General features: G+C 50.5%; 28 protein-coding genes. 21 read left to right on the forward strand and 7 right to left on the reverse strand.

From position 1 onward, the window contains the following. The first annotated feature begins 25 nt into the window (after positions 1–25). The 4 genes from MES37_RS11465 to MES37_RS11480 all read left to right on the forward strand — a co-directional run bounded on the left by MES37_RS11465 (position 26) and on the right by MES37_RS11480 (position 2,625). Entirely contained in the window at positions 26–277 is a 252-nt protein-coding gene (locus MES37_RS11465; protein ID WP_064545537.1) for a hypothetical protein, read from the forward strand. Between the two features lie 244 nt (positions 278–521). Next, positions 522–1,736, forward strand: a complete 1,215-nt coding sequence (gene yedE, locus MES37_RS11470; RefSeq protein WP_237931470.1) for a selenium metabolism membrane protein YedE/FdhT — start codon at positions 522–524, stop codon at positions 1,734–1,736. After that, complete coding sequence (gene yedF / locus MES37_RS11475; RefSeq protein WP_064545534.1) at positions 1,733–1,969, forward strand: sulfurtransferase-like selenium metabolism protein YedF; 237 nt, start codon at positions 1,733–1,735, stop codon at positions 1,967–1,969. Before yedE ends, yedF begins: the two co-directional genes overlap by 4 nt. Positions 1,970–2,112: 143 nt before the next feature. Further along, complete coding sequence (locus MES37_RS11480; protein WP_064545532.1) at positions 2,113–2,625, forward strand: serine acetyltransferase; 513 nt, start codon at positions 2,113–2,115, stop codon at positions 2,623–2,625. A gap of 209 nt (positions 2,626–2,834) precedes the next feature. On the opposite strand, the gene MES37_RS11485 is transcribed toward MES37_RS11480, so the two are convergent. Further along, entirely contained in the window at positions 2,835–3,215 is a 381-nt protein-coding gene (locus MES37_RS11485) for a hypothetical protein (protein ID WP_121813819.1), read from the reverse strand. Between the two features lie 487 nt (positions 3,216–3,702). Further along, on the reverse strand, positions 3,703–4,014 hold the full coding sequence (gene fliE, locus MES37_RS11490) for a flagellar hook-basal body complex protein FliE (RefSeq protein ID WP_121813821.1): 312 nt from the start codon (positions 4,012–4,014) through the stop codon (positions 3,703–3,705). A 217-nt stretch (positions 4,015–4,231) separates the two neighbouring features. On the opposite strand from fliE, the gene fliF reads away from it, so the two are divergent. The 14 genes from fliF (at position 4,232) to rcsA (ending at position 15,746) form a co-directional block, all read left to right on the forward strand. Further along, on the forward strand, positions 4,232–5,914 hold the full coding sequence (gene fliF / locus MES37_RS11495) for a flagellar basal-body MS-ring/collar protein FliF (protein WP_064545527.1): 1,683 nt from the start codon (positions 4,232–4,234) through the stop codon (positions 5,912–5,914). Beyond that, entirely contained in the window at positions 5,911–6,903 is a 993-nt protein-coding gene (fliG, locus tag MES37_RS11500) for a flagellar motor switch protein FliG (RefSeq protein WP_064545525.1), read from the forward strand. Before fliF ends, fliG begins: the two co-directional genes overlap by 4 nt. Beyond that, positions 6,896–7,597, forward strand: a complete 702-nt coding sequence (gene fliH / locus MES37_RS11505) for a flagellar assembly protein FliH (protein ID WP_064545523.1) — start codon at positions 6,896–6,898, stop codon at positions 7,595–7,597. The genes fliG and fliH overlap by 8 nt, the downstream gene beginning before the upstream one ends. After that, entirely contained in the window at positions 7,597–8,955 is a 1,359-nt protein-coding gene (gene fliI, locus MES37_RS11510) for a flagellar protein export ATPase FliI (RefSeq protein WP_064545521.1), read from the forward strand. The genes fliH and fliI overlap by 1 nt, the downstream gene beginning before the upstream one ends. A gap of 82 nt (positions 8,956–9,037) precedes the next feature. Continuing rightward, positions 9,038–9,484: a flagellar export protein FliJ gene (fliJ, locus tag MES37_RS11515; protein ID WP_064545519.1), complete on the forward strand. Its 447-nt coding sequence runs from the start codon at positions 9,038–9,040 to the stop codon at positions 9,482–9,484. Next, the gene (locus MES37_RS11520) at positions 9,481–10,701 is read left to right on the forward strand and encodes a flagellar hook-length control protein FliK (RefSeq protein ID WP_237931471.1); all 1,221 of its coding nucleotides are present in this window, start codon (positions 9,481–9,483) and stop codon (positions 10,699–10,701) included. Before fliJ ends, MES37_RS11520 begins: the two co-directional genes overlap by 4 nt. A gap of 124 nt (positions 10,702–10,825) precedes the next feature. After that, complete coding sequence (gene fliL, locus MES37_RS11525; RefSeq protein WP_064545585.1) at positions 10,826–11,293, forward strand: flagellar basal body-associated protein FliL; 468 nt, start codon at positions 10,826–10,828, stop codon at positions 11,291–11,293. A 4-nt stretch (positions 11,294–11,297) separates the two neighbouring features. Then, positions 11,298–12,302: a flagellar motor switch protein FliM gene (gene fliM / locus MES37_RS11530; RefSeq protein WP_064545515.1), complete on the forward strand. Its 1,005-nt coding sequence runs from the start codon at positions 11,298–11,300 to the stop codon at positions 12,300–12,302. Further along, a complete protein-coding gene (gene fliN, locus MES37_RS11535; protein ID WP_232886764.1) occupies positions 12,299–12,709 on the forward strand; it encodes a flagellar motor switch protein FliN in 411 nt (136 codons plus the stop codon). Before fliM ends, fliN begins: the two co-directional genes overlap by 4 nt. Before the next feature lie 4 nt (positions 12,710–12,713). Continuing rightward, on the forward strand, positions 12,714–13,106 hold the full coding sequence (fliO, locus tag MES37_RS11540; RefSeq protein ID WP_064545511.1) for a flagellar biosynthetic protein FliO: 393 nt from the start codon (positions 12,714–12,716) through the stop codon (positions 13,104–13,106). Beyond that, the gene (fliP, locus tag MES37_RS11545; protein WP_064545509.1) at positions 13,106–13,843 is read left to right on the forward strand and encodes a flagellar type III secretion system pore protein FliP; all 738 of its coding nucleotides are present in this window, start codon (positions 13,106–13,108) and stop codon (positions 13,841–13,843) included. Before fliO ends, fliP begins: the two co-directional genes overlap by 1 nt. A gap of 11 nt (positions 13,844–13,854) precedes the next feature. Then, positions 13,855–14,124, forward strand: coding sequence for a flagellar biosynthesis protein FliQ (gene fliQ, locus MES37_RS11550; protein ID WP_064545507.1), 270 nt, complete (start codon positions 13,855–13,857; stop codon positions 14,122–14,124). After that, the gene (fliR, locus tag MES37_RS11555) at positions 14,121–14,906 is read left to right on the forward strand and encodes a flagellar biosynthetic protein FliR (protein WP_064545505.1); all 786 of its coding nucleotides are present in this window, start codon (positions 14,121–14,123) and stop codon (positions 14,904–14,906) included. The genes fliQ and fliR overlap by 4 nt, the downstream gene beginning before the upstream one ends. Before the next feature lie 216 nt (positions 14,907–15,122). After that, positions 15,123–15,746, forward strand: a complete 624-nt coding sequence (gene rcsA, locus MES37_RS11560; protein WP_064545503.1) for a transcriptional regulator RcsA — start codon at positions 15,123–15,125, stop codon at positions 15,744–15,746. Positions 15,747–15,856: 110 nt separating this feature from the next. Here the strand turns inward: rcsA and dsrB are convergent, their stop codons facing one another. Continuing rightward, complete coding sequence (gene dsrB, locus MES37_RS11565) at positions 15,857–16,045, reverse strand: protein DsrB (protein ID WP_064545501.1); 189 nt, start codon at positions 16,043–16,045, stop codon at positions 15,857–15,859. Between the two features lie 101 nt (positions 16,046–16,146). On the opposite strand from dsrB, the gene yodD reads away from it, so the two are divergent. Then, entirely contained in the window at positions 16,147–16,368 is a 222-nt protein-coding gene (gene yodD, locus MES37_RS11570; RefSeq protein WP_237931474.1) for a YodD family peroxide/acid resistance protein, read from the forward strand. Between the two features lie 416 nt (positions 16,369–16,784). After that, entirely contained in the window at positions 16,785–17,606 is an 822-nt protein-coding gene (locus tag MES37_RS11575) for a mannosyl-3-phosphoglycerate phosphatase-related protein (protein ID WP_064545497.1), read from the forward strand. 1 nt (position 17,607) lies between these two features. On the opposite strand, the gene dgcQ is transcribed toward MES37_RS11575, so the two are convergent. The 3 genes from dgcQ to MES37_RS11590 all read right to left on the reverse strand — a co-directional run bounded on the left by dgcQ (position 17,608) and on the right by MES37_RS11590 (position 20,684). Next, positions 17,608–19,284, reverse strand: a complete 1,677-nt coding sequence (gene dgcQ / locus MES37_RS11580) for a cellulose biosynthesis regulator diguanylate cyclase DgcQ (RefSeq protein WP_237931475.1) — start codon at positions 19,282–19,284, stop codon at positions 17,608–17,610. Positions 19,285–19,497: 213 nt separating this feature from the next. Continuing rightward, the gene (locus tag MES37_RS11585) at positions 19,498–19,677 is read right to left on the reverse strand and encodes a YodC family protein (RefSeq protein ID WP_064545493.1); all 180 of its coding nucleotides are present in this window, start codon (positions 19,675–19,677) and stop codon (positions 19,498–19,500) included. 92 nt (positions 19,678–19,769) lie between these two features. Then, positions 19,770–20,684, reverse strand: a complete 915-nt coding sequence (locus tag MES37_RS11590; RefSeq protein WP_064545490.1) for a DUF808 domain-containing protein — start codon at positions 20,682–20,684, stop codon at positions 19,770–19,772. A 177-nt stretch (positions 20,685–20,861) separates the two neighbouring features. Here MES37_RS11590 and yedA point away from each other — a divergent pair, with 177 nt between their 5' ends. Beyond that, positions 20,862–21,779: a drug/metabolite exporter YedA gene (gene yedA / locus MES37_RS11595; protein WP_064545487.1), complete on the forward strand. Its 918-nt coding sequence runs from the start codon at positions 20,862–20,864 to the stop codon at positions 21,777–21,779. On the opposite strand, the gene MES37_RS11600 is transcribed toward yedA, so the two are convergent. Further along, entirely contained in the window at positions 21,780–22,280 is a 501-nt protein-coding gene (locus tag MES37_RS11600; protein ID WP_237931477.1) for a very short patch repair endonuclease, read from the reverse strand. Between the last annotated feature and the right edge of the window lie 296 nt (positions 22,281–22,576).

Genomic DNA, 22,576 nt, shown 5'->3' on the forward strand with positions numbered 1-22,576 from the left:
ATTTAACCAACCAGGAACGTGAGAAATGAAATGGATGATTGCTGTGGTTTTCTTGGTTGTTGTTGTGGTGGTGAGCGCCATTATGGTGGATAGCGAGGTTGAAGAATCAACGGAGTCTGTTCACCTTTATAGCCAGTATTTTCACACTGTACGACACATCGCTAAGTTTAATATTGCGAGTGACTGTGAAAAATACCGATCACAATCCTTTCAGACTGACGACTACGCAACGCGTTTTTGCTCCAACAAATCAGACTTGAGCACGAATCTAAAATAATCAAAAAGACAAAGACCCGCCCCGGCGGGTCTTTTAATGCTTATATGTATTAAATTATTCATGAATGCATTTTTCAGCTGCATGGTTCGGGGAAAGGAATGGATCAGGCTGGTTATTTGATTGTTGTCATAAAAAGCAGGGGTATTTTGAAGAATAGTTTTGCAGAGGTTTTGGATAAAGGGAAAAGAGTATATATTTTAGCCCCTTATGCAACATATCACCTTCTGAGTTCAGAGGTAAGAAAATGTCCTGGCAACAATTCAAATTAAATTATCTGGTTAAGTTCTGGGCTCCGATGCCCGCCGTTATCGCAGCAGGTATTCTTTCAACTTACTATTTCGGCCTTACAGGAACATTCTGGGCTGTCACCGGCGAATTTACCCGCTGGGGTGGGCAGCTTCTGCAATTAATGGGTGTTCACGCTGAAGAGTGGGGATATTTCAAACTCATTCATCTTGATGGCAACCCTTTAACACGCATTGACGGCATGATGATTATCGGCATGTTCGGTGGATGTTTTGCGGCCGCATTGTGGGCCAATAACGTGAAGCTGCGGATGCCCCAACACCGCATACGTATTATCCAGGCGGTGTTAGGCGGAATCATTGCCGGCTTTGGTGCACGTCTGGCAATGGGCTGTAATCTGGCGGCATTTTTTACCGGTATTCCCCAGTTTTCTCTGCATGCCTGGTTCTTCGCCTTAGCGACTGCGATGGGTTCGTGGTTCGGTGCAAAATTCACCCTTCTCCCGCTGTTCCGTATTCCCGTCAAACTACAAAAAGTCTCTGCCGCCTCGCCACTCACCCAACGCCCTGAGCAAGCAAAACGCCGCTTCCGCATCGGTATGTTGGTATTCGCAGGTATGGTTGGATGGGGCGCACTTACCGCGATGAATCAACCGAAACTCGGTATCGCCATGCTGTTTGGCGTTGGGTTTGGGTTGTTAATTGAGCGAGCGCAAATCTGCTTTACCTCGGCTTTCCGGGATATGTGGATCACTGGTCGTACGCATATGGCGAAAGCAATCATTTTAGGTATGGCGGTCAGTGCTATTGGTATCTTCAGTTATGTTCAGCTTGGTGTTGCGCCAAAAATTATGTGGGCTGGCCCTAACGCTGTCATCGGTGGGTTGTTGTTTGGTTTTGGGATTGTACTGGCCGGCGGGTGTGAAACCGGCTGGATGTATCGCGCGGTTGAAGGACAAGTTCATTACTGGTGGGTAGGATTAGGCAACGTTATCGGTTCCACGATCCTTGCATACTACTGGGACGATATTTCACCTGCCCTCGCCACCCAGTGGGACAAAGTCAACTTACTCGATACCTTTGGGCCGCTCGGCGGTTTACTGGTCACCTATTTGCTTTTGCTGGCCGCATTTTTGTTCATTGTCGGTTGGGAAAAACAGTTCTTCCGTCGTAAAAACCTGCACAGTAGCCAGCCTATTAAGGAGAGCGTATGAGCCACAATTATGTACCAGATTTCCGCCTGGATATGGTCGGTGAACCTTGTCCTTACCCGGCAGTTGCCACACTGGAGGCCATGCCACAATTAGCGAAAGGCCAAATTCTTGAAGTGGTGAGCGACTGCCCGCAGTCAATAAATAACATCCCTTTAGATGCCAAAAACCACGGCTACACGGTGCTGGATATTCAACAAGACGGCCCAACCATTCGCTATTTGATTCAACGCTGAACACCAGAGCGAGGGATAAAACCCTCGCCATTCATCTAAAATGTGCAATGCTTATCAAGCTTAGAAAAGATTTCGCAAACTCAATGGCGAGTTAACAATTATGAATTAAGATTATTCTTATAATCCTAAAATGGAACAACGCCATGCGTGATTTCTTGTCGACATTAAAATATGACTTAAAAATCAACACTGCCAAATCTAAGCTCATTATTTTAATATTCAGAATGGCAACTATTCACGCCAAAACAAAGGCGCTGTACCCGCTTTCATTGATGTTTGTGATTCTCAATCGAGTGGTTAATGAAGGATTGTTTGGTGTCGAACTGAATTATCATTTAAAGATTGGTAAAGGCTTTAAAATATGGCACGGCAACTCAATGATTATTAACAGAAACTGTATTATTGGCGAGAATTTTACCATCCGGCAATTCTGTACCCTTGGTAGCAATAAAAATGGTGTAGATATCAAATTTAACGTGGGTAACAACGTCAATATGGGCGCCCATTCGTGCATCATTGGTGATGATATTGAGATAGGCGACAACGTGACCATTGGCGTTGGAACGTTGGTTTTAAAAAGCGTCCCAGCAAATAGCACGGTCATTTCCAGCAATAAAATGGTTATTCTCGAAAAACACGAAACCTTAACCATCTAAATATCATTCAATCCCATACTTTAGTTGTATTGACTTAATTCACCCCTCCCCGGAAGAAAATTGATAGAGATGACAACTCTTTTTCGTAGGTCGGATTAGCGCAGCGACATCCGACGTAAATGGTGGATGACGCTGACGCTTATCCCCCCTACAAAACCCGTTTTTAACCGTTTCCAAAGAAGGTTGATGTTCTGCACATCAGATAAATATTAATCGGCCCAACCTGATTTAGTATTTATTGCTGACTCAGCCATCGTGTATTTCTCTACGGTGTCACCCTTAAAAAGAATGGTCAGCTCTTTTTTGGTACCGCTTGCGCCATTATGGAACAGCCCATAAAACGGAATGAATGATTTCCCGTCTACTTTCACTTTGGCATAAGAGTATTTCCAGATTTCTTTACCACCATCAGTGAAAGAAACATTTTCCGGTGAGCCAAGCATGCTTTTAACTTGTGTTTTGGTGGTAGAGCCTTCTTTAATTTTTGACTGCATGCTAACTTCAGTTTCTTTTTGAAGATGCTTATTCCCCGATGATGCACACCCAGCAAGCACTACTACAACCATTGAAGCGATAATTAATTTTTTCAAATCCCTATCCCATATGTAACATTTTGTCACATGCTCTCAGCAGCGATGGCGCAGAGCCATGCAAAAAAATACAGTTAAATAGATTTAATGTTTGTTGTTTGAGAAACAACCAGATGCAATCATTCAGGAAACCTCAACCAATAAAACACACCTGAAATGAGCAAACTTTACAACCTTTACACTAAATCCCGCGTGGGTTTATCTCCATACGAGAGAACACCAGAGACAGCCCTCATAGCAATGGCTCGCCAATGTGGGCGTGACGAAATTGCCACCATTCATATCAGGCTAAAAATGCTCAAGGCTGAACTGAAAATGAATCCTGAATGGGATGGAGATACTAACGACCAAATCTGGGAGGCTATTAATGAGCACAGAAATCTGCTCAAACTCATCTCTGTCAATGAGCCTTACCTGAAGAGGCTACTCTCACGTTCTACGTGGTAATTTCCTGATAATTTCTTTATATATCAGATAGCTTAAACCACTAAACCTGCATGTTCATCACTTCCTGATACGCCGACACCATCTTATTGCGCACCTGGATACCCATCTGTAGCGAAACCGACGATTTTTGCAGATCGACCATCACATCATTGAGCGCAACACCCGGTGTTCCGAGGGCAAAATTTTCAGCCTGAGTACGGGCAGCGGTTTGCGTTTCACTGATACGGCCAAGAGCTGCCTGTAACTCACCGGCAAAACTCACTTTTGGCTCGTAATTCTGAACCGGATTCCCCGCTGACAGCGCGGTTGCCTGCAACTGCTGAAGTACGCCTTCGATACCTTGAATTGCCATTTCCCTGCCCCAGTGATTTTAAACGCGGCAAGATTACCACCTTGTCACCAGGACAAAGGCGCTAAATAGCGGCAATAAATAGAGCTAATTCAGCCATCAAAACCGCTAAGAAAGAAAATAATAACGTTGCCATCTTTGTGGAACTTTTGTTGTGGGAGCTCGTTTTGTTCACTCTGTCTATTAAATATGTTGTCTACGCCCAGCTGCGAGGTGCTCAATGACCGCAGCAAGCCTGCCACAAACGCCGCAAAACAAAACCCAGGAGTGGCTGGCCCGCATTCGTGCAAATCCTAAAATCCCGCTAGCGGTCGCAGGCGCTGCGGCTATCGCCATTCTTGTCGCGCTGGTGCTGTGGGCCAAAACGCCTGATTACAAAGTGCTGTACAGCAATCTGGCCGAGCAAGATGGCGGTGCCATCGTCACTCAACTGACCCAGATGAATGTGCCTTATCGTTTCTCTGATAACGGCAGCGCGATTTTGGTCCCGGCAGATAAAGTCTACGATCTGCGTTTGCGCATGGCACAGCAAGGGTTACCGAAGGGTGGCGCAGTCGGCTTTGAATTACTGGATCAAGAAAAGTTTGGCATCAGCCAGTTTAGCGAGCAGGTGAACTACCAACGCGCACTGGAAGGCGAACTGGCGCGTACCATCGAAACGCTTGGCCCGGTCAAGACAGCGCGTGTGCATCTGGCGATGCCTAAACCTTCTTTGTTTGTTCGCGAACAAAAATCCCCTTCTGCTTCGGTCACACTTAGCCTGGAAGCTGGTCGTGCGTTAGACGAAGGACAAGTCAGTGCCGTGGTGCATATGGTGTCGAGTGCGGTTGCTGGTTTGCCGCCAGGCAATGTGACGCTGGTCGACCAGGGCGGGCATTTGCTGACGCAGTCCAATACCGCAGGCCGTGACCTTAACGATGCACAGCTTAAATATGCAATGGATGTCGAAAGCCGTTACCAGCGCCGCATCGAAGCCATTCTTGGGCCGATTGTCGGCAACAATAATGTCCACGCGCAGGTCACCGCACAAATTGACTTCTCTAATAAAGAACAAACACAAGAGCAGTATCACCCGAACAGCGATCCCTCTCAGGCAGCGGTGCGTTCGCGCCAGCTTAACCAAAGCGAGCAAGTGAATGGCCGTAACCCAGGTGGTGTGCCGGGTGCACTATCTAACCAACCTGCCCCACCGAATAACGCCCCCATTTCAACACCGCCACAAGCTACGCCAGCGAATGCTCAGCCGCAGCAAACACAGGCAACATCCACCTCTGCGCAGAGTGGCTCGAGTAACACACAGCGTGACGAGACCACCAACTACGAGGTCGACCGCACCATTTTGCATACCAAGTTGAACGTCGGTGATGTTCAGCGACTGTCTGTCGCGGTGGTGGTGAACTACCGCCAGCTTACCGATGGCAAACCACTGCCATTGACTGCCGATCAGATGAAGCAAATTGAAAATCTGACGCGTGAAGCGATGGGTTATTCCGATAAACGCGGCGATACGCTCAATGTCGTTAACTCACCGTTTAGCGCCAGCGACGAAACCAGTGCGGAACTGCCATTCTGGAAGCAACAAGCCTTCTTCGAGATGTTGATGTCGGCCGGTCGCTGGTTGTTGGTGTTGATTGTTGCCTGGCTGCTGTGGCGCAAAGTGGTGCGCCCACAACTGCAACGCAAAGAAATGGCACAACAAGCCCTGGTTGAAGCCCAACGCCAGCGTGTGGAAGAGGAAGATGCCGTTTCTGTACGCCTGACGAAAGACGAACAGCAGCAGCAACGCAAAGTTAACCAACGCCTCGGCGCTGAAGTCATGAGCCAGCGTATTCGCGAGATGTCTGATAACGATCCGCGCGTGGTCGCGCTGGTGATACGCCAATGGATGAGTAACGAACTATGAGTATTAGCGGAACAGAGAAAAGCGCCATTCTGTTGATGACCATTGGCGAAGACCGTGCGGCAGAGGTGTTCAAGCATCTCAGTCCACGTGAAGTCCAGCATCTCAGTGCCGCGATGGCCAGCATTCGCCAGATTTCTAATAAGCAACTGACCGAGGTGTTGGCCGAGTTCGAACAAGAAGCCGAGCAGTACGCCGCGCTGTCGGTCAACGCGAACGATTATCTGCGTTCGGTGTTGATCAAAGCCCTGGGCGAAGAGCGTGCCTCCAGCCTGCTGGAAGATATTCTGGAAACCCGCGAAACCACGTCGGGTATGGAAACGCTCAACTTTATGGAACCGCAAAGTGCTGCGGACCTGATTCGCGACGAGCACCCGCAAATTATCGCTACCATCCTGGTTCACCTCAAACGTGCTCAGGCGGCAGATATTCTGGCGTTGTTCGACGAGCGTTTACGCCACGACGTGATGCTGCGTATCGCGACCTTCGGCGGCGTGCAGCCTGCGGCATTGGCTGAGTTGACCGAAGTGCTCAACAACCTGCTCGACGGCCAAAACCTCAAGCGCAGCAAAATGGGCGGCGTGAGGACGGCAGCAGAAATTATCAACCTGATGAAAACTCAGCAGGAAGAAGCGGTTATCACTGCCGTTCGCGACTTCGATGGCGAGCTGGCACAAAAAATCATCGACGAAATGTTCCTGTTCGAAAACCTCGTCGAAGTCGACGACCGCAGCATCCAGCGCCTGTTGCAGGAAGTGGAGTCCGAATCGCTGCTTATCGCCCTCAAAGGTGCCGAACAGCCACTGCGGGAGAAATTCCTGCGCAACATGTCGCAACGTGCGGCAGATATTCTGCGCGACGACCTCTCCAACCGTGGCCCGGTACGCCTGTCGCAGGTAGAAAACGAACAGAAAGCCATTCTGCTTATCGTTCGTCGCCTGGCAGAAACCGGCGAGATGGTCATTGGCACCAGCGAGGATACTTATGTCTAACGGGCTTGCGTGGAAAATCTGGACGCCAGACGATTTAGCACCGCCGTCGCAGGCATTTGAGCCATTGTTCGCCTCTGATGCTGAAGATGAACCCACTGAATCGCCTGAAGAAAGCGAGCCCAACTTGCAGCAGCAACTGGCACAAATGCAGATGCAGGCGCACGAACAAGGTCATCAACTGGGTTATGCCGCAGGGCATACAGCGGGTGCAGAAGAAGGCCGTAACGCAGGTTTTCAGCAAGGCCTGGAGCAGGGGCTGGCTGAAGCTAAGCAACAGCAAGCACCGGTTCATGCGCGGATGCAGCAACTGGTTAGCGAATTCCAGTACACCCTGGATGCGCTCGATAGCGTCATCGCTTCGCGTTTGATGCAAATGGCACTGGAAGCGGCACGTCAGGTTATTGGTGAGTCAAAAGGCATTGATAACAGTGCGCTGATTAAACAGATCCAGGCGCTTTTACAACAAGAGCCGCTGTTCAGTGGCAAACCACAGTTGCGCGTGCATCCCGATGATTTACAACGTGTTGAAGAAATGCTTGGCGCAACACTCAGCCTGCATGGCTGGCGTCTGCGTGGCGACCCAAGTCTGCATCAGGGCGGCTGCAAAGTGTCTGCCGATGAAGGCGACCTCGACGCCAGTGTGGCAACACGCTGGCAGGAACTCTGCCGCCTTGCAGCTCCAGGAGTGTTGTGATGACTGCCCGTTTAACACGCTGGCTCAACACGCTCGATAATTTCGAAGCGCGAATGTCACAGTTACCCACCGTTCGCCGTTATGGCCGACTGACACGGGCAACGGGTTTGGTACTTGAAGCCACCGGTTTGCAATTGCCCCTTGGGGCGACCTGTATTATCGAACAGCACTCCAGAGATATTGAGTGCGAAGTTGTCGGTTTTAACGGCAAGAAACTGTTCCTGATGCCCCTTGAGGAAGTCGAAGGGATCTTGCCAGGTGCTCGCGTTTACGCGCGCGCCACCGCTGAAGGTGGCCTGCATAGCGGGAAACAATTGCCACTTGGCCCGGCACTATTAGGACGGGTACTTGATGGAAGTGGCCGTCCACTAGATAGCCTTCCGGCCCCTGAAACCACCACTATGGGGGCGCTGGGTGCCGCGCCATTCAACCCGTTACAACGAACGCCTATCGAACACGTTCTGGATGTCGGCGTGCGCCCAATTAACGCACTGCTGACTGTCGGGCGCGGGCAGCGTATGGGGCTGTTCGCCGGTTCCGGCGTCGGCAAGAGCGTGCTGTTGGGCATGATGGCGCGTTATACCCAGGCTGATGTGATTGTGGTGGGTTTAATCGGTGAGCGTGGTCGTGAAGTTAAAGACTTTATCGAGAATATTCTTGGCCCCGAAGGCCGCGCCCGTTCGGTGGTGATTGCCGCTCCAGCAGACGTTTCACCGTTATTGCGTATGCAAGGTGCCGCGTATGCCACGCGCATCGCCGAAGATTTCCGTGACCGAGGTCAGCATGTGTTGCTGATTATGGACTCCCTCACCCGCTATGCGATGGCGCAGCGTGAAATCGCGCTGGCGATTGGTGAACCTCCGGCTACCAAAGGTTATCCGCCGTCGGTGTTTGCCAAGCTCCCGGCGCTGGTTGAACGTGCTGGTAACGGTATCTCTGGCGGCGGTTCGATTACCGCGTTTTACACCGTGTTGACCGAAGGCGATGACCAACAAGATCCGATTGCCGACTCCGCACGCGCCATTCTTGATGGTCACATCGTGTTGTCGCGCCGCCTTGCGGAAGGCGGCCATTATCCGGCTATCGACATTGAAGCCTCCATCAGTCGCGCCATGACCTCACTCATTACCGACCAACACTACGCCCGTGTTCGTCATTTCAAGCAGTTGTTATCCAGCTTCCAGCGTAATCGCGATTTAGTCAGCGTTGGCGCGTATGCCAAAGGCAGCGATCCGCAGCTCGACAAAGCCATTGTGTTGTGGCCGCAACTGGAAGCCTTTTTGCAGCAAGGGATTTTCGAGCGCAGCGGCTGGGAAGAAGCCTGCCAGTCACTGGAGATTATTTTCCCAGGGGTTTGATGTTCACAACAACGGTGGATGACGGGTTTCGTTGGCCGGTTAAGCGAAGCGCCATCCGACACTAGCTTGATGGGAGATCGGTATGAACCAAAGCACCGCACTGGATACCCTGTGTGACCTCGCAGTAAAAGAGGTCGACGATGCAGCAGTCCGCTTAGGTGAAATGCGCCGCGGCTGCCAGCAGGCGGAAGAACAACTCAACATGCTGATTAACTATCAGTTTGAATACAGCAGCAGCCTGAATGACAACATGAGCCAGGGGATCGCCAGTAACCGTTGGCAGAATTATCAGCAGTTTATACAGACACTTGAGAAAGCTATTGACCAGCACCGCCAGCAACTCTCGCAGTGGAACAATAAGGTCAACCTGGCGCTCAACTTCTGGCAAGAGAAGCAAAAAAGATTACAGGCCTGGCAAACTTTGCAAGACCGAAAAGCCGCGCAGGTGTTACTGGCCGAAAACAAGCTTGATCAAAAACTGATGGATGAATATGCCCAGCGGGCAACACTGAGGAAGGTCGAACAATGATGCAGCCCCTGATAATCACTTCTCCTGATGTCGCAAGCCGCTCGACTACTGCGGGCGGTGCCACCGTCGCAGATAAAGGTTTCAGCGAAGATTTTCTGAGCCTGCTCGGTAAAGCGTTACCCGGCGAGATTTCGCTGGCAGACGGCAAAACCGTGTCGCTTGAAGCCGCGCTGAATAAAACGCCGAGCAAAGGCACCAGCACTGCCGATGAAAAAGTGACTCTCGCCTCACTGCTGGGCAATCTCGACACGCCAGAAGCACTTTCCGCCCTGCTTGCTAATGTGAAGAAAACCAGCAGCGACGATAAAACAGCGCAAATTGAAGCGCAGAGTGAGCAAAACCATACACTGAGCAATGCGGATATGCAGGCGTTGAGCGCCCTGTTTGCCATGTTGCCGCAGCAAACGCCAACCGCCAGCGCCCTGAATATGCAGCCTGAAACGAATGGCGAAGGTTCAAACGCGCTAAATGTTTTGCTCACAGGCAGCGGTATCAAAAACACCCTGACGACGGATAGCCGTGACAACGCTAGCGCGTTGGACGAAACCCCAGGGCTTCTGGATAAATCCACGCCAGGGAATACTGCGCCGTCCACCAGCAACGAACCCGTGGTCGACACGAAAACCTTCGCCGCCTTAAACAATGCGGAAAATGGCAGCCGCGATAATGCAGCCAACAATACGGCCACTACATCAACGCTCACCGCGCCAGCCTTCAGTACCGCAACCGTTGCCACACCGGCCACAACTCAAATTGCCGTGCCTGTCGCACCACAGATTAGCGCACAACTGGGAAGCCAGGAGTGGCAGCAGTCGGTAAGCCAGCACATCGCTTTATTCACCCGCCAGGGCCAGCAAACGGCTGAGCTACGTTTGCATCCTGATGATCTCGGCCAGATTCAAATCAGCATGAAACTCGACGATAACCAGGCGCAATTGCAGATGGTTTCAGCCCACAGCCATGTGCGTGCCGCACTCGAAGCCACGCTGCCCAACTTGCGTATTGCGCTGGCGGAAAGCGGCATTCAGCTGGGGCAAAGCAGTATCAGCAGTGAAAGTTTTGCACAACAGCAACAACAGCAATCTGGGCAACAGCAGCAACAGGCACAACGTTCAGCAGGCAGCTTCCCGTCGATGGGAGAGTCTGAATCGCTGGCCGTTCCTGCCAGTATTCAACGTTTAGCGTCGGGAAATAACGCGGTGGATATTTTTGCCTGAGTCGCTCTCCCTAAGCTAAACGTCAGATGTAGAGATAAAAATCCCCTGTTTTCGGGCCTTTGAACGCCCGCAGACACGGGATAATTGACCCATATGCAGTACCGATACAGGAAAGATGCGTTTTATGACTGACACCGCTTTGCCAAAAAGCCGCAAGGGCTCCATCTGGATGATGTTACTGGTCCTGATTACTCTTGCAGCGTGTGCTACCGCAGGTTACAGCTACTGGCGTATGAAGCAAGAACCGGCTTCTGCTCAGACGAAAGCACCGGAGCCACCACCCGCGCCTGTGTTTTACGCACTGGATACGTTCACCGTTAACCTCGGTGACGCTGACCGCGTGTTGTACATCGGTATCACGTTGCGTCTGAAAGACGATGCCACGCGTCAACGCCTGAGCGAATTCCTGCCAGAAGTGCGTAGCCGCTTGCTGCTGCTGTTCTCCCGTCAGGATGGTGCAGCCCTGGCGACCGATGAAGGCAAACAAAAACTGGTTGAAGCCATCAAGAATACGCTGGCTCCACCGCTTGTCGCCGGGCAACCCCAACAGGCAGTCAGCGACGTGCTGTATACCGCCTTTATTTTGCGGTAATCCCATGGGCGATAGCATTCTTTCTCAGGCCGAAATTGACGCACTGTTAAATGGCGACAGTGACAGTAGCGACGAACCGACAGCAGGCTCGTCGCCAGAAACGGACATTCGTCCGTATGACCCTAACACTCAGCGTCGTGTGGTGCGTGAACGCCTGCAAGCGCTGGAAATTATCAACGAGCGTTTTGCCCGTCAGTTCCGTATGGGGTTGTTTAACCTGTTACGCCGTAGCCCGGACATTACCGTCGGGGCGATCCGCATTCAGCCCTATCACGAATTTGCCCGCAATCTGCCGGTACCCACCAACCTCAACCTGATGCACCTCAAACCGCTGCGTGGTACCGGTTTGTTCGTGTTTTCACCGAGCCTGGTGTTTATCGCCGTGGATAACCTGTTTGGTGGCGACGGGCGTTTCCCGACAAAAGTGGAAGGCCGCGAATTCACCCATACCGAACAGCGGGTGATTAACCGCATGCTGAAACTGGCACTGGAATCGTACAGCGATGCGTGGAAAGCGATTTATCCACTCGATGTGGAATATGTGCGATCCGAGATGCAGGTGAAATTTACCAACATCACCACGTCGCCAAACGACATCGTGGTGAACACTCCGTTCCATGTCGAGATAGGCAACCTGACCGGCGAGTTTAATATCTGCCTGCCATTTAGCATGATTGAACCGTTGCGCGAGCTGTTGGTGAATCCGCCGCTGGAAAACTCCCGCCAGGAAGACCAAAGCTGGCGCGATACGCTCGTGCGCCAGGTTCAGCACTCCGAACTGGAACTGATAGCCAACTTCGCTGACATACCGCTGCGTCTGTCGCAAATTTTAAAATTGAAACCTGGTGACGTGCTGCCGATGGATAAACCGGAGCGCATTCTGGCGCACGTTGACGGTGTTCCGGTGCTGACCAGTCAGTACGGCACGCTTAACGGTCAGTACGCTTTGCGCGTCGAACATTTGATCAACCCAATCCTGAATTCGCTGAACGAGGAACAGCCCAAATGAGTGATATTAATCAACCGTCCGACGACAATGCAGGCTCCGTGGACGATCTGTGGGCTGATGCGCTAAACGAACAAAAAGTCTCCCCCAAGAGTACCGCTGACAGCGTGTTCCGTGCGCTGGAAGGCAATGACATTGCCGGGGCGATGCAGGACATCGACCTGATTATGGACATTCCGGTCAAGCTGACAGTGGAACTGGGCCGTACCCGTATGACCATCAAAGAACTGCTGCGTTTATCGCAAGGTTCGGTGGTGGCGCTGGATGGCCTGGCAGGCGAACCGCTGGATATTCTGATCAACGGCTATCTGATTGCCCAGGGTGAAGTGGTCGTCGTGGCCGACAAATACGGTGTGCGCATCACCGACATCATTACGCCATCTGAACGTATGCGTCGTCTGAGCCGTTAATTCGATGAAAACCCAGGCAACAGTACAGCAACCGGCTGCCGCCAGCACCGGCTCTTCGTTGGTGCAAGTGAGCGGAGCCTTAACGGCGATTATTATTTTTATCTTACTTGCCGCCTGGGTAGCAAAACGTTTTGGCCTGGCACCCAAAAACGGCTCCAGCAAAGAGATGAAAGTCAGCGCCAGTTGTAGCGTTGGCGCTCGCGAACGGGTGGTGATTGTGGATGTCGCAGACGCGCGTCTGGTACTTGGCGTCACCGCCGGGCAAATTACTCATCTGCATACGCTGCCCGCCGCAGCGGTCAGTGAAACGGTTTCCCCGGTTGCCCCTGCTGATTTCCATGATTTGATGAAAAAAAGCCTGATGAAAAACCTGCTTAAACGTAACGGGAAAGATTGATGAAACGTTGGATCCCCTTCTCGTTGCTCGGCTTGCTGCTTGTGATGCCAGCCGCCTTCGCACAATTACCGGGGCTTATCAGCCAGCCGATGTCCAACGGCGGGCAAAGCTGGTCGCTACCGGTTCAGACGCTGGTGTTTATCACCTCGCTGACCTTTTTACCGGCCATCTTGCTGATGATGACCAGCTTCACGCGCATCATTATTGTTTTTGGCCTGCTGCGTAGTGCATTGGGTACGCCGTCTGCACCGCCAAACCAGGTACTACTGGGGCTGGCGCTGTTTTTGACCTTTTTCATTATGGCTCCGGTATTCGATAAAATTTATACCGATGCCTATCAGCCGTTTAGTGAAAACAAAATCCAGATGGATGAAGCGCTGGAAAAAGGTTCTCAACCGCTGCGCGAGTTCATGCTGCGCCAAACCCGTGAAGCGGATCTGGCGTTGTTTGCCCGTCTGGCGAATACGCCACCGCTCGAAGGCCCGGAAGTGGTACCGATGCGCATATTGCTTCCGGCCTATGTTACCAGCGAGCTGAAAACGGCTTTCCAGATTGGCTTTACGGTGTTCATTCCGTTTTTGATTATCGACCTGGTGATCGCCAGCGTACTGATGGCGTTGGGGATGATGATGGTGCCACCGGCAACCATTGCCCTGCCCTTTAAATTAATGCTGTTTGTCCTGGTGGATGGCTGGCAATTGCTGGTCGGCTCGCTGGCGCAAAGTTTCTACAGTTAGAGGGGAAAAAGATGACTCCTGAGTCGGTCATGATGATGGGCACCGAAGCGATGAAAGTGGCTTTGGCGCTCGCCGCCCCGCTGTTGATGGTGGCTCTGGTCACCGGTCTTATCATCAGCATGTTGCAAGCCGCCACACAGATTAACGAAATGACTCTTTCGTTCATCCCAAAAATTCTGGCGGTGTTTGTCACGATTATCGTCGCCGGGCCATGGATGCTTAATCTGTTGCTGGACTACATGCGCACGCTGCTAACGAACATCCCGATGAACATTGGATGATTCACGTTGATAGCGGGCAGTGGCTCACCTTACTGAGTATGGGATTCTGGCCATTTATTCGTATTCTGGCCCTGATCTCAACCGCTCCCATTCTCAGTGAGCGTTCTATTTCCAAAAAGGTGAAAGTCGGCCTCGCGCTGATGATCACCTGGATAATCGCCCCCACCATTCCCGCATCTGATGTGACTATTTTCTCAGCGGCGGGCTTTTGGCTCGCAGCACAGCAAATTCTGATTGGCATTGCGCTGGGCTTCACCATGCAGTTTGCCTTTGCTGCTATCCGCACCGCCGGGGAAATCATCGGTTTGCAGATGGGACTGTCTTTCGCCACCTTCTTTGACCCTGGCAGCCGTCTGAACATGCCGGTGCTGGCGCGGTTTATAGATATGCTGGCGATGCTACTGTTTCTGATGTTTAACGGTCATCTATGGCTGATTTCGATGCTGGTCGACACTTTTCACACCCTGCCGATCGGCGGTGACCCGATCAACAGTAATGCGTTTATGGCGCTGACGCGTGCGGGTGGTTTAATCTTCCTTAACGGTTTGATGCTGGCACTGCCGCTGATAACGTTATTGCTGACCCTGAACATTGCTCTGGGTTTACTCAACCGTATGTCCCCACAACTTTCGGTGTTTGTGATTGGTTTTCCACTGACTCTTGCCGTCGGCATGTTAGTCATGACTGCCTTAATTCCTTTGATGGCTCCTTTCGCCGAACATTTATTTAGTGAAGTATTTAATTTGCTTGCTGATATTGTGAGTGAAATACCCGCAAATTAATCCCACATTATTTGTATAGCCTTCATGAGGATATTCCTAAAAGCTTTCTTAAATAACATCCACCAGGATATATCCGGCGCGGCTTATATGCTTTTACTTATCTCACAGAATCTAACATTCACTTTACTTTGAGAAATTTCTTAGCAAATTATACATAACTTTACTGGATAGTTGTTATGCCTAAAAATACTTCGCGGGTAAAAGGGGGGGAATGTTATGTCAACGATCATTATGGATTTATGCAGTTATACCCGGCTAGGATTAACAGGATATTTGACCAGCCGTGGCATCCGAAAACGGCAGATGACCAACGTGGAGACTACCGAGGAGCTGGCTCACGCCTGTGAGTCGCAGTCGCCTAATGTGGTGTTTATTAATGAAGACTGTTTCATCCATGATGCTCAGAGCAGCGAGAAAATTAAGCAGATCATTAATCAGCATCCCAATACATTATTTTTAGTCTTTATGGCAATTGCTAATATTCATTTTGATGAATATCTTTTGGTTCGCAGTAATCTGTTAATTAGCTCCAAATCAATAAAACCTGAATCACTAGATGAAATCCTTTCGGAATATTTAGCAAAAAATGCGCATTGCATCGGCCATATTAATTTACCCACGTTATCATTAAGCCGCACTGAGTCGAGCATGCTTAAAATGTGGATGTCCGGGCAAGGCACCATTCAAATATCAGATCAGATGAATATCAAAGCAAAAACGGTGTCATCGCACAAAGGAAATATAAAACGCAAGATAAAAACCCATAATAAGCAGGTGATTTATCATGTGGTGCGCCTGACGGATAATGTGACGAATGGTATTTTTGTTAATTTGCGTTAGAGATTAAACCGCAAGTGAATGTCGGATGTCGCTACGCTAATCCGACCAGGGAACGGCAGGTGTGGGGTGGATTAGCGTAAGCGACTCCACCAGAACCACCCAGCAACAGACTACTCCGAGCGTTCTACAAAAATACCATCCGGGTGGCCTGACTCGTTAAAAAACCAGATGCCCAACGGATACTCTTCCAGCGACACCAGATACATCGTCCCTTCGCTAAATTGCTCAACAGCTAATACCACGCCTGGCCGACGCGGGCCGCCATCGGTTTTCACGGTGACGCGATCGTTGATATTCATAACAAAATCCCTCCGGTTTCTTTGTGCCAGTTTAGATCAAAAACGACTCATTCGCATCGGGTGTCTATACTTAATCTCGGGTACCCCTGGAGGACTACGGCATGAAGAGCACGAAAGAACTCAATGATAGCGCGCGTATCGATGTTGATGCTTTACTGGCGGCCATCAATGAGATCAGCGAAAGTGAAATTACGCGTGCGAGCGATAGCGACGATCCCCATCGGGTCAGTATCGATGGACGCACCTGGCATACCTACACCGAACTGGCGGAAGCCTTCGAGTTGGATATACACGATTTTAGTGTCAATGAAGTGAACCGCTAGATATACCCAAAATAATTCGAGTTGCAGGAAGGCGGCAAATGAGTGAATCCCGATGAGCTTACTTAAGTAAGTGATTCGGGTGAGGGAATGCAGTCAACGCACCTGCAGCTTGAAGTATGAAGGGTAAAAAAATCCCGGCAGAGTCGCCGGGATTAAACTTGCGTAAGCAAGAAGCACTTGAAAAATTCGTTACATCAGGAAATCTGATGTGCGTTCACATTACCTCAGATTTATTTCAACACAATGAAATATTCACCATATGCATATTTATATTTTGAATATGACGGGGTGAAACGGGCCCTGAACTCCTTATCAGCCGCGGCTTTCCGGTTACCCATAAAGGATTAAGTGGTTAGTTTGATTGAGAAGATTCTTAAGCACCGGGATCTCACTATTTGAATTTTAGGAGAAGCGCCATGCCACTTTTGCACGATCCGTTATTAATCATTTCAGATCTTGATGGCACGCTGCTGGAGCATCATTCCTATCGCTGGGAAGCCGCCAGTCCGTGGATCAGTGTGCTCCGTCAACACGGCATCCCGCTAATTTTATGTAGTGCGAAAAGCGCCGCTGAAATCCTGGACTGGCAACACGAACTTTCGTTAACGGGCCTGCCATTTATTGCTGAAAACGGCGCGGTGATTCAGCTTGACGCCCGATGGAGTGACAGTGATGCCTACCCTCGCCTGTTGACCGGAATTCACCATCAAGAACTGTTTGCTGTGCTCGATAAACTGCGCCAGAAATTTGGCTTCAAATTCACCTGTTTTGCCGATGTCGACGAGCACATCCTTTGCGAACTGACGGGACTGACACGCACACAGGCAAGCCTTGCGAAACTTAATGAAGCCTCGGAGACATTAATCTGGCGCGATAGCGAGGAGATGATGACCGCGTTTAGCGAACAGCTTGCCTCGCTGGGTTTGATGATGTTGCAAGGCGGGCGATTCTGGCATGTTCTCGATATGCAGGCGGGCAAAGACAAAGCCATTCACTGGCTGCAACAGCAATTTCAGCAACGCGAAGGGAAAACTTACATCACCATTGGGCTTGGTGACAGCCCAAGTGACGCTTTACTGCTCGATAGCGTCGACTACGCGGTTGTCGTCAAAGGTTACAGCAGGCAACCCATCACGCTGCAAAACGACACCCCACAGCGCGTGTATCGCAGCCAGAACTACGGCCCTGAAGGATGGAAAGAGGGTCTTGACCACTTCATCACCACCCCGTCTCGCTGATTTAGTCGTGACTACAGACCTGATTACGTCCGCCCTGCTTCGCTTTGTACAAGCGATGATCGGCGTAAGATTGCAGCCGTTCGAAGTCGTAATCGTTAAATTCCAGCGCGCTACTAACGCCGAACGACGCACTGATTCTGGTGGTGTTCCCCTGCTTTAACAGCAACTCTTTGCTGTTGATACGCACTCTGATGCGCTCCGCCACTTTTACCGCTTCTTCCAGTGTCGTGTCAGGCAAAACGATACAGAACTCTTCTCCGCCCACGCGCCCGGCGACATCGCCCTGGCGAAACGCATCACTGAGCATCGCGGCGGCATGTGTCAGGACTTTATCGCCACTGCTGTGACCAAACCTGTCGTTAATACTTTTGAAGAGATCAAGATCCATCTGAATGACAGAGAACGGTTGCGCTTGCTGCTTACATTCCTGGGCGATTTTGTTCGCAATCTCGAAGAAGGCGCCGCGATTGTATAAACGGGTTAATGTGTCGTAATTCGCGCGCCAGCTCAGGGTTTGTTGCAGGCTGAACATGTTACTCACCAGGCGGCGGATCACCATCCACGAAACAAACAGCATTAGGGTGGATAACAACCACAACACGCTGAGCACGATACTAATACGCCCAAATTCACCACGCACCCCCTCTTCCAGGGTATGAACTTTTATCAGCAAGCCGTCGAAGTTGTTGAGTTTCGCCCAGGTAATAAAACGAGTATCCAAACGTAATTCACCCTGCTCTCCGGGCTTCGCTGCCGTCACGGCATTGGCAATTTGAGCCAGTTGAGGAGCGGTAAATAACGCATGTTTCGGCATCTGTTTAGCCGAAGTCGCGATTGGATTGAGTTCGTTGTCATAGAGCAGCACCGTACCCTCGTGATCGTCATATTTGGCTTGTTGTAAGAAGCTATGCAACGAGTCAATCGGGTAATCTAGCGCCAGCACGCCGTACCAACGCCCGTTGAAATCCAGTGGAATCGCCGCCGTGATTATCTGCCCGGAAGTGCTGTTCGGGTTAAAGGTGTGCGTCCATAGCAAAACCCGCGAGGGGTTATTTTGCGGCGACTGAGAAGAAAAATAGGGTTGCGCGATCAAACGGTAATACAGCGAGACTATCTTCGGGTCATTAACAGGAGCGGTGCTGGAGAGAAAAAAACCACTGCGCGATGCATAAAATATCCGTTGTGGTAACGTTCGCGAGCGGTCTGATAAGCGCATGATATAGCTCAATTCAAGGGCTGCGCTAAGCTCCGTGTGGAGAGTCTCGTCATCGCGTTCAAGCAACGGGCTACTGTTAACAAATTCGTCCGACACGCCATTCATCGGCAAGCTGCGATGTAGATCCAGCCGTAATTGCCAAAAAGGTTGGGTGCGGAAAAGGTCAAACTCAGCCAGGGATTTACGAGTTCGGTCCGTTGAGATGGGAGATTGCAGCGCATAGTGCATGGTATTGCGATAAAACAGCAGACTATCAATGTTGTGCTGAAGTTGCCTGTCGAGCAGGGTCGCAACGCTGTCGAGGCTATTGCGCTGGTTGGCAACGTAGGCACCTTCTAGCACCACAGCTTCACGCCATGTCAGCACAGTGGAAAAGATAAATACCACGATAAAACAAAGGTTAACCACCTTCCCTGGACTTTTGAAACGGCTTATCTCGCGCTGAATTGCATCGCCAAACACTCACACTCTCCCGGATACCGCAATCATCTAAAAGCCTGTCACAACTGCCGTAATTTTTTCTCGCAAAGCTGGGACGGTTCTGATTAATAGTGCTGCATATTATCACTCGCAGTGATTACTAATCATAAACATATTCATGAAAAGTATATCATTCCCGCAACTGACGGTATTCAAGAAATAAAAACGCCCGATCATTGACCGGGCGTTTCAGGTTTATCCTTGTGAGGCGCTCCTTGTTGCCAGTGGGGCTAAATCATCCTCGCGGAAGGCCTCACGCTTTACACCATAACCATCATACCAACGACACTCCACCATACCGCTGGAAAACCCGGTAACAATCATCCTTGGGCCACCATTCTTAGGTTGGACTTCATCGCTGACCACAAAGACCATAACTGCCTCCTGTATCAGGGGTGAAAACTTCTACAGTTATAGACAATGACCTGCTGTTTTGCCTGGTGATAAGCGTAAATAACTGCAAAAAATTAGTGAACTGTGTTGTTACGCAAGCGACTTATGCCATTTACGACTGCCAGCACAATGGCCCCGATGATAAATCCGATCACCAGATTCGCCACTGTTGGCCCCAGCAAATGAGCAATGCCGCCCAACTTCTGCGCCCAGTCTTCAATGGCGTGATGCAACACTGGCACGCCGTGCACCAAAATACCGCCGCCGACCAGGAACATCGCCAATGTGCCGACTACTGATAAGAATTTCATCAGCCACGGGGCAAGAATTAATAGCCCTTTCCCGATGCCACGAGCCACCACCGAGCTTTTTTCTACCAACCAAAAACCGAGGTCATCCAGTTTAACGATAATGCCCACCAGGCCATAAACCCCGACGGTCACGACAATGGCAATACCGGACAGCACCAGCACCTGGTTAAGCAAAGGGGCCGTTGCCACAATCCCTAAGGTAATCGCGACAATTTCGGCAGACAGAATAAAGTCGGTGCGAATGGCACCTTTAACTTTATCCTTTTCGTACACCAGCGGGTCCTGCGCGGCGATTTCATCAAGCCGTTGTTGGCGGGCTTCGGGCGTTTCCTTGTGTTTGCGGGCATGAATGTTGTGCACCACTTTCTCAACACCTTCGTAACAAAGGAATGCGCCACCAATCATCAATAAAGGCGTGATAGCCCACGGCGCAAATGCACTGATGATCAGCGCCAGCGGAACGAGGATCACTTTGTTGATGGCAGAACCCTTCGCCACCTGCCAGACCACAGGTATTTCGCGGTTAGCTCTTACACCAGAAACCTGTTGCGCGTTGAGCGACAAATCATCGCCCAGCACCCCAGCCGTCTTCTTCGCCGCCATTTTTCCCATCATCGAAATATCGTCCAGCAGCGTGGCGATATCATCCAGCAAGGTTAATAAGCTACTTCCAGCCATTAAATGAACGTCCTTTTTTAGTTTGTCTGCCTAACAGTATATGGAAGAAAAGTGCATTAACGAAAATCAAAGCAGGCTGTCAATAAAAATTAACATAATCACAACAAGTAAAATGCTCGCCAGTCAGATAGTTTTGACGTTAACTATTAGCTCTCTTGCTAAAGGATGTGAAGACACATGCGCGTTCGTTCTGGTCAGTTGTTGCCTTTGGTTGCAGCTCTATTTGCGTTATATATCATCTGGGGATCAACGTATTTTGCCATCGCCGTTGGCGTGAAAAGCTGGCCGCCGTTTATGATGGCCGGGGTGCGATTCATGGCCGCTGGCATATTGCTGATGGCGGTTTTATTGCTGCGAGGCCATAAATTACCCGCCTTGCGCCCGATGCTTAACGCCGCACTGGTTGGCGTCTTATTGCTGGCAGTGGGCAACGGTTTTGTTACGGTCGCTGAGCATCAACATGTTCCTTCAGGTATTGCCGCGGTGATGGTGGCAACCGTTCCACTATTTACGCTGTGCTTTAGCCGCTTGTTCGGTATTCAAACTCGCAAGCTGGAATGGCTCGGTATCGCGATTGGTCTGGGTGGTATCGTGTTGCTCAATAGCGGCGGCAACCTGAGCGGTAATCCGTGGGGCGCAATGTTAATTCTGATTGGCTCGATTAGCTGGGCTTTCGGTTCAGTCTACGGTTCGCGCATCGAACTCCCCACGGGCTTAATGGCGGGAGCGGTAGAAATGCTGGCGGCCGGGATTGTGTTGCTGGCCGCTTCGGCGTTAACCGGTGAGCATCTCGCGTCTTTACCAACCCCCGCAGGTTTTGCGGCGGTGGCTTACCTCTCTATATTTGGTTCCATTATTGCCATCAGCGCTTACATGTACCTGATTCGTAACGTCGCGCCTGCAGTTGCCACCAGCTACGCCTACGTCAACCCTGTGGTTGCGGTGTTATTGGGAACGGGTTTTGCCGGGGAAAGTTTATCGCCCATTGAATGGCTGGCGCTTGGCGTGATTATTTTCGCCGTGGTGTTGGTGACTTTAGGGAAATATCTGCTGCCCCCAAAGCCGGTAGTGACAGTCTGTGAGGTAGAGAAGTAATCAGCCTGCGGGTGGCGCTTGCCACCCGTCGTCTTTAAGCTCGTGTATGCCAAGGGTGTCAATTTGTGCGTGATGCCCGCCACTGCAAATCCACTCCTCCAGACGTTCACAAAGTGCGATGTCACTGAGTTTTTCGCGGCCCCGCAGCGCACATTCCCAAACCAAAAGTACTCGCCAGCCTTCGCTTAATAAACGCGTTGAATCGCGACTATCTCTCGCCACATTTTTGCCTATTTTCTCCAGCCAGAATTCGGTGCGCGTTGCCGGAACTTTAAATAAATAGCAGTGGTGGTGATGCCAGAAACAACCGTGGGTGAAGATAACGCAGCGGTGTTCATCGATGACAAAATCTGGCCTGCCAGCAAGGGTTGCGTCCTGCGTGCGGAAGGAAAAACCGCACTCGCTTAATAAACCCGCCAACCGCTTTTCGATAGCAGTATCACGCGTTGCGATAGCCCGCATATTCTTACTGCGAATAGTCTTGCTGTGGACATCCACCATCACGGTTCCTTTTATGGGCTAACGGGAATCAGCTGATTAGCTACCAGATTAGCAGAACGCTGAAAAATAATAACTGGCGATCTGATTGTGTGCATTTTTGGCTATTAAGCCAAAACACGTTTTCCCGTAACATCATGTATCAAATATAAATTAACCACTAGCGGATTAATTTATAACCAACAAGTGAAATATTTTCAGCTTTAACCCGGCAAATTAAAGTGGCAGCATAGATTCATCATATCTTTATTTATTATAAATTAACGCTTCAATTGTTAATATTATTAACATCTATAACG

Source organism: Buttiauxella sp. S19-1, from assembly GCF_022134725.1.
Classification (GTDB): domain Bacteria; phylum Pseudomonadota; class Gammaproteobacteria; order Enterobacterales; family Enterobacteriaceae; genus Buttiauxella; species Buttiauxella ferragutiae.